This is a genomic window from Motilibacter deserti (assembly GCF_011250635.1).
Classification (GTDB): Bacteria; Actinomycetota; Actinomycetes; order Motilibacterales; family Motilibacteraceae; genus Motilibacter_A; species Motilibacter_A deserti.
This window is the reverse complement of sequence record NZ_JAANNP010000062.1, coordinates 1-11,267: the sequence shown is the minus strand read 5'-3', so window position 1 is coordinate 11,267 and position 11,267 is coordinate 1. Positions and strand designations below refer to the sequence as shown.

General features: G+C 72.1%; 6 protein-coding genes. 3 read left to right on the top strand and 3 right to left on the bottom strand.

Features of this window, described 5'->3' with window-relative positions; all coding sequences use genetic code 11:
• Positions 1–2,495: ABC transporter permease (locus G9H71_RS18900; RefSeq protein ID WP_166284344.1), on the top strand; the 2,495-nt coding region annotated here is incomplete at its 5' end.
• Between the two features lie 97 nt (positions 2,496–2,592).
• Positions 2,593–4,023 (top strand): DUF2252 domain-containing protein, encoded by a 1,431-nt coding sequence (locus tag G9H71_RS18895; RefSeq protein ID WP_166284345.1) that lies wholly within the window; start codon positions 2,593–2,595, stop codon positions 4,021–4,023.
• A 154-nt stretch (positions 4,024–4,177) separates the two neighbouring features.
• Here G9H71_RS18895 and G9H71_RS18890 read toward each other — a convergent pair whose 3' ends face one another.
• Positions 4,178–4,660: a VOC family protein gene (locus G9H71_RS18890; RefSeq protein WP_166284343.1), complete on the bottom strand. Its 483-nt coding sequence runs from the start codon at positions 4,658–4,660 to the stop codon at positions 4,178–4,180.
• Between the two features lie 67 nt (positions 4,661–4,727).
• Positions 4,728–4,916 (bottom strand): hypothetical protein, encoded by a 189-nt coding sequence (locus G9H71_RS18885; RefSeq protein ID WP_166284342.1) that lies wholly within the window; start codon positions 4,914–4,916, stop codon positions 4,728–4,730.
• Between the two features lie 479 nt (positions 4,917–5,395).
• Here G9H71_RS18885 and G9H71_RS18880 point away from each other — a divergent pair, with 479 nt between their 5' ends.
• Positions 5,396–8,101 carry a M64 family metallopeptidase gene (locus tag G9H71_RS18880; protein ID WP_166284341.1) on the top strand — a complete coding sequence of 902 codons (2,706 nt, stop codon included), beginning with the start codon at positions 5,396–5,398 and terminating at the stop codon, positions 8,099–8,101.
• Between the two features lie 478 nt (positions 8,102–8,579).
• On the opposite strand, the gene G9H71_RS18875 is transcribed toward G9H71_RS18880, so the two are convergent.
• Positions 8,580–11,267, bottom strand: a 2,688-nt coding sequence (locus G9H71_RS18875; RefSeq protein WP_166284340.1) for a beta strand repeat-containing protein, incomplete at its 5' end; no start/stop codon positions are given.

The following is an 11,267-nucleotide window of genomic DNA, read 5'->3' as shown; positions in this document are numbered from 1 at the left end:
GCCTCGCCCTGTCCGCCGTCGCCGTCATCCTCGGCACCGCGATGGTGGCGGGGTCGTTCATCTTCACCGACACCATCAGCAAGTCCTTCGACGACCTGTTCGACCAGGCGAGCGCGGACGTCACCGTCAACCCCCGGGCGGCGTTCGACACCGACACGCTCACTGGGGGCCAGGCGCCGACCCTGACGCTCCCGGCCGCGACCCTCGAGCGGGTACGCGCGGTCCCCGGCGTGGCCGAGGCCAACGGTGACGTGTCCGTCGACGGGGTCAACATCCTCGGCGAGGACGGCGACGTCGTCGGCACCCAGGGCGCTCCGGGCCTCGGGCTCGACTGGTCGGGCAGCACGCACTCGGTCCTCACGCTCACGGCAGGGCGCGGCCCGCAGCGTGCCGGCGAGGTCGCCATCGACAGTGTCGCGGCCGAGAAGGGCGAGCTCGCCGTCGGTGACCCGGTGACGCTGCTCATGCCGCAGGGCCCTCGCCGGCAGGCGACGGTGGTCGGCGTCTTCAAGTTCGGCAGCTCCGGCAACCTCGGCGGCGCGACCCTGACCGCGTTCGACCCGGCGACGGCCCAGTCTCTGCTGCCGCAGCCGGACTCCTTCACCTCCATCTCCGCCTACGCGGACGAGGGGGTCTCCGACGAGGAGCTCAAGCAGCGGGTGGACGCCGCGCTGGGCGCGGGGGCTTATGAGGTCAACACCCGGCAGGAGCAGAGCGACGAGGCGGCCTCGGACATCAAGCAGGGCCTCGGCTTCATCAACACGGCCCTGCTCGCGTTCGCCGGCGTCGCGCTGTTCGTCGGCTCGTTCATCATCGTCAACACCTTCTCGATGATCGTCGCGCAGCGCACCCGCGAGCTCGCACTGCTGCGCGCCATCGGCGCGAGCCGCCGGCAGGTCACGCGCTCGGTCCTGCTCGAAGCCGCGGTCGTCGGCTTCGTCGGGTCCCTGCTCGGGCTCGCGGTCGGCACGGCGATCGCGTACGGCCTCAAGGCGCTGTTCGAGTCGATCGGCCTGGACCTCGGGGCGGCCGGCCTCGTCTTCGCCCCGCGTACCGTCGTCGTCTGCTTCGTCGTCGGGATGCTCGTCACGCTGGCCGCGTCGTACGGCCCCGCGCGCAGGGCGTCGAAGGTGCCGCCGGTGGCCGCGCTGCGCGACGACGTCGCGCTCGGCACCGGCGCGCTGCGGGTGCGCGCCGTGGTCGGCGGCGTGCTCACCGCGCTCGGCGTCGCGGCGATGGTGGGCGCGGTGACGACCAGCGGCGGGGCCAGCGGCTTGCTGCTCGGGCTCGGCGTGCTGCTCACGCTGGTCGGGGTGATCGCCCTCGCCCCGGTCATCGGGATCCCCGTCGTCGCCGTGCTCGGCCGCCCGTTCCGGCGCAGCAACGTCGGGCGGCTCAGCAGCGAGAACGCGCGCCGCAACCCGCGGCGCACCGCCGCGACCGCGTCCGCGCTGATGATCGGCCTCGCCCTCGTCACCGGGTTCGGCGTCTTCGCCGCGTCGGCCAACGCGTCGGTGGACAAGCTCGTCGACGACGCGCTCGGTGCCGACTTCATCGTCCAGGACCCCGCCGGGACCGCCTTCAGCGGCGACCTCGCCACCCAGCTGGGCCAGGCGCCGGGCGTCGCGCAGGTGGTCCGGGAGCGGTTCGGCAACGCGCGGGTCGACGGGGCGACCGAGCGCGTGGCGGGGGTGGACGCGGCGGGGCTCGACCGGGCGCTGAAGCTGCGGCTCGTGTCCGGCGACAGCGCGGCGCTCGCCCGGGACGAGGTGATGGTGACCGACCGCGAGGCGGACGCCCAGGGCCTCACGGTCGGGCAGCCGCTGCGGGTCGAGTTCCCGACGGGCCGGTCCGAAGAGCTGCGCGTCGGGGCGGTCGTCGAGGAGAACCCCGGCCTCGGCCCCTACAACGTCTCGCTCGCCGTGTGGGACCGGCTCGGCGGAGGCAACCGCGACCAGTTCCTCTCGGTCAACCTGCGCGACGGTGCCGACCCGGCGGCGGCCAAGGCCGGGCTCGAGTCCGCCATCGCGGCCTACCCGAACCTCCGGCTGCAGGACCAGGAGGAGTTCAAGCAGAGCAACAAGGACCAGGTCAACCAGCTGCTCTACATGATCTACGGCCTGCTCGCGCTGGCGATCATCATCGCGGTGCTCGGCATCGTCAACACGCTTGCGCTGTCGGTCATCGAGCGGACGCGCGAGATCGGGCTGCTGCGCGCGATCGGCATGAGCCGGCGCCAGCTGCGCCGGATGGTTGTCTACGAGAGCGTCGTCATCGCGTTCTTCGGCGCGCTGCTCGGACTGGCCCTCGGCCTCGTGTTCGGGATCCTGCTGCAGCAGGTGCTGGCGAGCGACGGCATCAGCGAGCTGTCGATCCCGTACGCCAACCTGCTCGTGTTCTTCGTCCTGGCCGGGATCGTCGGTGTGCTCGCGGCGATCTGGCCCGCGCGCCGGGCCGCCCGGCTCAACGTGCTGCGGGCGATCACGGCCGAGTAGCCGCGCGTGAGGGCGGGATCGGGCCGGGCCGTATCAGCCGGCCCGGCTCGCGCCTCCTTCCGGCCGCCGCAACCGCTTGGAGAGCTTTGACGTGACCATGACATCTGCCGCCCTCTCCCCCGTCCCCGCGCAGCGGGAGCCCGGGGACGCCTCCGCCGACGCCGTACGCCTCGCGCTCGCGCCGTCTCCTACCGCCTGGGCCGACCCCGCCGCTGCCCGTGCCCGCGGCAAGGCGTCACGCCGAGCCGTTCCGCGCTCGGAGCACGCCGTGCTCGCCGCATCCGACCGCGACCCCGTCGCGATCGTGTCCGCGGGCAATGCGGGGCGCCTCGAGCACCTCGTGCCGTTGCGCATCGGACGCATGTCGGCCAGCCCCTTCGCGTTCCTGCGCGGGGCTGCCGGCGTGATGGCGCACGACCTCGCGGGCAGCCCGCGAAGCGGGCTCGTCGCGCAGGTGTGCGGCGACGCCCATCTGTCGAACGTCGGCTTCTACGCCTCGCCCGAGCGCCGCCTCGTCCTCGACGTCAACGACTTCGACGAGACCGTCGTCGGCCCGTGGGAGTACGACCTCAAGCGGCTCGTCGCCTCGGTGGTCGTCGCCGGGCGCGAGGCAGGGGCTGGCGAGGACGCGTGCCGGTCCGCCGCCTACGACGGCGCGCGGGCGTACCGGCAGACGGCCCGGACGCTGGCGAAGCTGCCGTTCGTCGAGGCATGGGCCTTCGACCTGGGCCACCTGCTGGCCGCGACCGACGTCGACGATCTCGGCGCGACCCTCGAGCGGGTGCGGGCCAAGGCGGTCGGCAACGGGTCGAGCAAGGTGGCCACGCGGTTCACGCAGCGGGTGGAGAACGACGGGTGGCGCTTCCTGGAGCAGCCGCCGGTGCTCACCCAGGTCGTGGGCCGGGAGGAGCGGGCGATCGAGGAGGGGCTGCGCGGCTACCTCGCGACGCTGCCCGAGGACCGGCGGACGCTGCTGGGCCGCTTCACGGTCGCGGACGTCGCGTTCCGGGTCGTCGGCGTCGGCAGCGTCGGGACGCGCGCCTACGTCGCACTGCTGCACGGCAACGGCGAAGACGACGCGCTCGTACTCCAGGTGAAGGAGTCACGGCCCAGCGTCTACGCCGGCGACCCGGCGTGCGAGCCGGGGGCCGAGCACGCCGGACGCCGTGTCGTCCTCGGGCAGAAGGCTATGCAGACAGCCTCGGACCCGCTGCTCGGCTGGGCGACGGTGGACGGGCGGCCCTTCCTGGTCCGGACGTTCCGCGACATGAAGGGCAGCATCGACCCGGTGACCCTGCGCGGGCACCAGCTCGACGACTACGCCCGGCTGTGCGGCGCCCTGCTGGCACGGGCCCACGCGCGCACCCTCGACCCGCGGGCGCTCGCTGCGTACCTGGGCAAGTCCGACGAGCTCGACGTCGCTCTCGCCGCCTTCGCCATGGCGTACGCCGACCGGACCGAGGCCGACCACGCGGCGCTGGTTGCGGCGGTGCGCTCCGGCCGCCTGCCTGCACAGACGGGGGTGTGAGGGCAGGCGAGCGCGTCGGGCTCGGAAGCGCGCGGCCGCGTGGCGACGCTCGGGCGCAATGACGTGGCACGGACGAACGCAGAGACATGGGCAGGGACGTGCGCGAGGACGTGCGCAGGGAGGTGTGGCGGAGCGGAGGACGGTCAGCGGCGGCTCAGCCGGCGTCGAAGTCGGGCAGCACGAGCGCGCCCTCCTCGGTGAGGGTGAAGCCCGGGTTGTGGGCCACCTCCCACGGGTGGCCCTCGGTGTCGAGGAAGACCCCGGCGTAGCCGCCGTAGAACGTCTCCTCGGCGGGCTTGACGACCGTCCCCCCGGCGGAGCCGGCGCGGGCGAGGATCTCGTCGACCTCGGCCCGCGAGCGCACGTTGTGTGCGAGCACGATGCCGCCGAACGCGTAGCCGGCGTCGCCGGAACGGCTGTTCGAGCTGCTGCCCGCCTCGTCGGCCGGGTCGCTCGGGGCCAGCCCAGCGTCGGCCGCGAGGGCGGCGCGGCTCCACAGCACGACCGCGATGCCGCCGGCTTGGAAGAAGACGGTCTCCTGGACCTCCTGCCCGCGCCAGCCGAGCGCTGCGTAGAACCGCTTCGCCCGGGCCAGGTCGCGTACGCCGAGGGTGACGAGGCTCAGCCGTTGCTCCACCCGGGTCACGCTAGTCCGTAGCCTTCAGGGCGCGCGCCGCTCCGCGCGACCCAGCACGGCGCCGGGTTCAGCCGGGGGTGACGTCGTGGCCCGCAGCGAGGTCCTCGAGCAAGCCCGGGGCGCTGGGCTCCCAGTCCAGGCGCCGCCGCGTCAGCGCACTCGAGGCCGGCGCGTCGAGGCCGAAGAACGCGGCGATCCGGCCGAAGTGGCCGGCAGCGGCGTCGGGACTGACCGAGGCAGTGGGTGCCCAGCCCACGCCCCGATGGCTTCGGCGATGTCGCGCGTGGCGATGCCTCCCTCGCTGCCACCGCGGTGCGTCGGGCCCGTCGCCGGGGCCCGGTCCTCTCCAGTGGCCATGCCCCCGCGCGCGATGAGCGCGACGCCCGACGCGAAGAGGAGCGCTTCCCCGTCCCCTCGAGCGCGTCGCCGAACGTCTCCATGACGGCACGCTCGGTCGGCCCTGCACCGGCGTCGTCGGAGAAGCCGTGCTTGAACGCAAGGTGGACGACCGCCTCTGCCTCCTCTGCTCATGTCCGTCGCGTCTCCTGCGTATGTCGCAGTGCTTAGCGCACCCGTCCAGCAATCGGCCGTTCCCGTTCCGGCGAATGCACAGTGACCGGTGCATCTGCCGGGCCTAGCCTCTGGGGGGATATCCCGCCCCCGTGATCGGCGGCGGCCCGGCGATCCGCGTGCTCCCGGTCCGCCACGGACGAAGGAGACCCTCGAGGTGAGCTCATGAAACGCAGAACGCGGAGCATCGCGACGCTCGGCGCGACGACGATGATCGCCGGGCTGGCCACGGCAGTGGTGAACGTCCCGGGGGCGGCGCTGGCCGCCGACGAGGTCAAGGTCGTCCCGATCCAGATCACCGGGCCCGCCAGCGAACGGATGAACCTCATCATCCTCGGTGACGGCTACCAGGCCGACGAGATGGATAAGTTCCGCGCGGACGTGGACCGCAACCAGAACGTGCAATGGGCGACCGAGCCGTTCCGCAGCTACCGCAACTACTTCAACGTCTATCGGGTGGAGATCCCCTCGAAGGACTCGGGCGTCCGCTGCGACCCCGACGACCGGGACAATCCCAACAACAACGCGAAGGACACCGCGCTCCGGCTGTGGTATTCCGATGGCTGCACGAACCCGCTCTCGCGCGGCACGACGTACGGGCCGGCGCCGCTCGGCAGCCCGGCGGGAACCATGAACGGCAACCAAGCGCGCACCTACTACCTCGACACCTACGTCGCGCCGGTGCTCGGCATTCCTGCCGGGTCGCAGAACGTGCAGACGCTCGCCGTCTTCAACTCCTACACCTACGGCGGGATCGGCGGCACGCACGCCACGACGTCCGGCGGGGCGCCGCAGGGGCCGCTGATCTCGCTACACGAGCTCGGCCACTCGCTCGGCACCCTGGCCGACGAATACCCCTACTCCTCGCGTGACGTCGTGCGCCCCTGCTACAGCGGCGGCGAGCCGGCGTCGTTCCACCACACGCTCTACACCGATCCGCAGAAGATGGTCCAGGACCAGGTCAAGTGGTGGCGCTGGATCGGCGAGGAGAGCGAGTCCGGCGGCACGATCGGCGCCTACGAGGGCGGCAACACCTATCCGTGCGGCGTACGCCGCCCCAGCGAGCACTCGCAGATGCGCTGGATCGGCTTCTACCTCGACCAGATCGGCCGCGAGAACATGACGTGGCGGATCACCGGCCGCCGGACGGCGAACGCCATGGCGCTGTCGAGCACACCGCAGGGGCAGGTCGGGCCGGAGGACGTGGTGTGGGTCGAGACCCAGCACCCGCGCTTCCACGAGCTGACCGTGACCTGGCGGGTCAACGGCGCGGTCGTCCCCGACACGCACAACACGCGGAACCTCGACCTCGGGTCGCTCGGCGTGAAGGCCGGCGATGTGGTCCAGGTGACCGTGAAGGACGAGACAGAGTTCGTGCGTGACCCGTTCTACAAGGACGGCCCGCGCCTCACGCAGACGCGGCAGTGGACGGTGGGCACACCGCTCCCGGCATCGACACCTGCACCGGAGTTCACGAACTCCAGCTACACGGATCGGCAGCTCGCCAAGGACGAAGTGGTCTACGTCGAGACCACGCACCCGACCGGCCACGTCCTCGACGTCACCTGGCGGCTTGACGATGCTGTCGTGCCGAACCCGCACAACAGCAGGAACTTCGACCTCAGCACGCAGAGCATGACTCCCGGAACGCACACGCTGACCGCCACGGTCACCGACCCGGCGGACCCGGCGGCGACGGGCCAAACGCTCACCTGGACGGTGGACAACGGCCTCCCGGTGGCACCGCGCGAGCTCTCCGAGCCGCTCACGACCCTTCCCGGAGCGACCGAGCACCCGGTCTACTTCGAGGAGTTCGACATGGGCCTGGCCCCCTCCGACGACGAGCCCGGGTTCGTCGTGGGCGAGTTCCGGCTGAACCACGACGGCTGGTTCAACTACTTCGGCTTCCCGGACGCGCCGCCCGGGACGCCGTTCAAGTTCTCGGCGTACGGCTCGGTCGTGAAGGCGCTGACCTACGGCAACCTGGGCAGCGGCGGCCTGTCGAAGGCCGCGTTCGAGCAGACGCCGGAATTCGGGTTCGTGCCGGGCTACGGCACCCACACGATCGAGCACCGGGCCATCGACGCGGCCGGCAACATCGGCGACGCCGAGGAGTACTCCGCCACCGTGCTGCCCGGTTCCTCCCCCGCCTGCGACCGCACCCTCACCGGGACCCAGACTCGGCTCGTCGTCTCCACCGGGGTCACCTGCCTCGACGACGTGACGGTGAACGACGGGCTCACGGTGCGCCCGGGCGCGTCGGTGGTCGTGCACGACGGCACCATCAACGGCGGCCTCACCGCGACCGGCGCACAGACGGTGCAGTTGTTCGGCACGACGGTCTACGGGCCGTCGAGCGTCTCGGGCACCACCTCCAACGTCACCGTCGCGAACGTCACCTTCAACGGGCGGCAGACGTTCACGGACAACGCGTCCGGGGACTACGGCGTCGCCCTCGTCGGCAACACGTTCAACGGCGGCCTGGCGTGCACGGGCAACACCGCCAAGGTGAACGACTTCGGCGCGCCGAACAGCCTGTCGGGGTCGAAGTCCGGCCAGTGCGCGGCGCTCGAGACGACAGCGGTCACGACGCCGTTCACCGAGCTCGCGGCCCTGCTCGCGGCGGCCAACGGGGACGGCACGATCAGCGACCGGGTGTACGCCGCGCTGACCGACCGGCTCATGCTCGCCGAGCGCCAGTCCGACCTGGGTCACGAGGTCAGCGCGATCGGCTACCTGCATCAGTTCGTGGCCCGCGCCGAGAACCAGGTGAAGGGAGACGCCGCCGACCTCGCGCTGCGCGCTCAGCTCGTGGCCAAGGCGCAGACGGCCATCGCCTGGCTGCGGGAGCGTGACGCCGCCGAGAGCTGACCCTCTCCTGCACCGACGAGCCGGCCCCGGAGCAGACGCTCCGGGGCCGGCTCGTGTGCGGGCCGGCCGGTGTGCGGGGCCGACTGGTGTGCGGGGGCGGCCGGCGCCGGCCGCGCCGAGACGAACGGCTTCGGGGCGTGGGTGCTCGGCGTCGAGCGCTGAACGTGGAAGCCTGGAGTTGATCACGGGGCTTGGCACACGACATGCCGGTGTCGGGGAGCCATGTCCCGTCCTCGGCTCTCCCTGCGGGCCAGTGGGTGCGACTGTGCCGAGCCATCGGGAGGACGGCGAGCTCCTCCCGGCAGCAGCCGGTGCGCGACACGCCCCTGACGCCAGCACGTGGAAGCCCAACCGTGTGCGCCAGTCCGCCGGACGTCCCGGCACCTGACGTCCCGACATCGGACACCAGAACGCCGGAAGGCGCCGCCCCTGGCAGGGACGGCGCCTTCCGGTCAGACGCGGTGCGAGCTCGCGCGGGCTAGTAGCCCTCGGCCTCGTCCAGCGTCTCGTACTTCGCGATCAGCTCGCGCGCCGAGGCCACGAGGTCGTCACGGACCGCGTAGTCCTGGGCGTCGCCCTTGATCTGGTTGTTCGCCCGGGCGACGAACTCCTGCAGGAACCGGATCACCGACTTCTCGCTGCCCCGCTCGGCGGCCGCAGCCGCCCGGGACAGGCGGTCCTCGAGGCTGGCGGCGACCCGCTCGCTGAGCTCGCCGTCAGCGACGTACGCGTCCATGTCCGCCTGCAGCGTGGCGAACGTGGTGCCAGTGGACACCGCGGTGACCGTGAAGCGGACCGTCGTCGAGCTGTCGTTGCCGGCCGCGTCACGCGACGTGACCACCAGGGTGTGCGAGCCGATCGACAGGTTCGCGAAGCTCACCGTCGTGCCCGAGGTGAAGGCCGCCCCGTCCAGCGTCGCCGTCGTCGAGCCCACGCCGGAGCCAGCGTCGGTGGCGGTGAAGGAGACGGTCGCGGTCCGCGACTGGTCGTAGCTGCCGCCGTCGACGAGACCGGTGACCGTGACGACCGGGTCGGTCGCGTCGATGCGGAAGCTGATCGACTTGTCGGCCTCCACGTTGCCGGCCTTGTCCACGGCCCGGTAGACCAGTGTGCGCTGGCCGTCGGCGCTGACCGTGATCGTGCCGGTGTAGGCCGTCCAGTTGGCCGCGCCGTCGAGCTTGTACTCGATGCGGTCCACGCCGCTGCCACCGGAGTTGTCGGTTGCGGCGAGCGTCACCGTGACGGACGAGGTGTAGTAGCCGCCCTGGCCGTTGGGTGCGGCCGGGTTCTGGGTGGCGTTCGTCGTCGGCGCCGTGGTGTCGGTCGGCGTCGGAGCGACGATCGTGAACGTGCTGGACCCGATCTGAGAGACGTTGCCGGCCACGTCGGTGGCGCGGTAGCGCACGGTGTGCGCGCCCACGGCCGAGACCGTGATCGGCGCCGTGTAGGCGGTGAAAGCGCCGTTGTCGACGGAGTACTCCACCGACGCGACGCCGGAGCCGCCCGCATTGTCGGTCGCCGTGAGCGTCACGGTCACGGTGCCGGTGTAGTTGCCGCCGGACTGCGGGCCGGAGAGCGCAGCATTGACGGTCGGCGCCGTGGTGTCCGGCGTGACGATCGTGAAGCTGCTCGAGCCGACGGTCGAGACGTTGCCGGCCACGTCGGTGGCGCGGTAGCGCACCGTGTGCTGGCCGGCGGCAGTGACGGTGAACGGAGCCAGGTAGGCCACGAAGCTGCCGTTGTCGATGGAGTACTCCACCGACGCGACGCCCGAGCCGCCGGCGTTGTCCGTCGCGGTCAGCGTCACGGTGACCGGGCCGGTGTAGTTGCCCCCGGACTGCGGGCCCGCCAGCGCGGCCGACACCGTCGGCGGAGTCGTGTCGGTCGGCGCCGGCGTGACGATGGTGAAGGTGTTCGAACCGATGGCCGAGACGTTGCCCGCGACGTCCGTGGCGCGGTAGCGCACGGTGTGCGCGCCGAGGCCGGTCACGACGAACGGCGAGGAGTACGTCGTGAAGGCGCCGTTGTCGATCGAGTACTCGACGGAGGCGACGCCGGAGCCGGCGTCGGTGGCGGTGAGGGTCACCGTGACGGCGCCGGTGTAGTTGTCGCCCTCACGTGTGCCGGCCAGGGTGGCCGACACCGTGGGTGCCGTGGTGTCTGCCGCGACGATCGTGAACGTGCTGGACCCGATCGGCGAGACGTTGCCCGCGTTGTCGGTGGCGCGGTAGCGCACGGTGTGGGCCCCCACGGCCGAGACCGTGACCGGTGCCGTGTAGGCGGTGAAGGCGCCGTTGTCGACGGAGTATTCCACCGACGCGACCCCGGAGCCGCCGTCGGTCGCGGTGACCGTCACGGTGACCGGGCCGGTGTAGTCGTCGCCCAGGCGCGGGCCGGCGAGCGAGGCCGAGACGGTCGGCGGTGTGGTGTCGACCGGAGCCGGGGTCACGATCGTGAACGTGCTCGACCCGATCGGCGAGACGTTGCCCGCGTTGTCGGTGGCGCGGTAGCGCACGGTGTGCGCGCCGAGCCCCGTCACGGCGACGGGCGAGGTGTACGCGGTGAACGCGCCGTTGTCGACCGAGACCTCGACGCTCGCGACGCCGGAGCCGCCGTCGGTCGCGGTGACCGTGACCGTGACCGTGCCGGTGTAGTTGTCGCCCTCACGCGTGCCGGCCAGGGTGGCCGAGACGGTCGGCGGTGTGGTGTCGACCGGCGCCGGCGTCACGATCGTGAACGTGCTCGAGCCGATCTGCGAGACGTTGCCGGCCACGTCCGTGGCCCGGTAGCGCACGGTGTGCGCTCCGAGCCCGGTCACCACGATCGGCGACGTGTACGTCGTGAAGGCACCGTTGTCGACCGAGTACTCGATCGAGGCGACGCCCGAGCCGCCGGTGTTGTCCGTCGCAGTGACCGTGACGGTCACGGTGCCGGTGTAGTTGTCGCCCTCACGCGTGCCGGCGAGGGTGGCCGCGACCGTGGGGGCCGTGGTGTCCGGCGTGACGATCGTGAAGCTGCTCGACCCGATCTGCGAGACGTTGCCCGCCACGTCGGTCGCCCGGTAGCGCACCGTGTGCGCGCCCGCGCCCGAGACCGTGAACGGAGCCGAATAGGCGGTGAAGGCACCGTTGTCGATGGAGTACTCGACGGTGGCGACGCCGGACCC

Excerpts from the sequence above, each read along its gene's own strand:
- G9H71_RS18895 (WP_166284345.1), top strand. The coding sequence starts at position 2,593 with ATGACATCTGCCGCCCTCTCCCCCGTCCCCGCGCAGCGGGAGCCCGGG.
- G9H71_RS18880 (WP_166284341.1), top strand. The coding sequence starts at position 5,396 with ATGAAACGCAGAACGCGGAGCATCGCGACGCTCGGCGCGACGACGATG.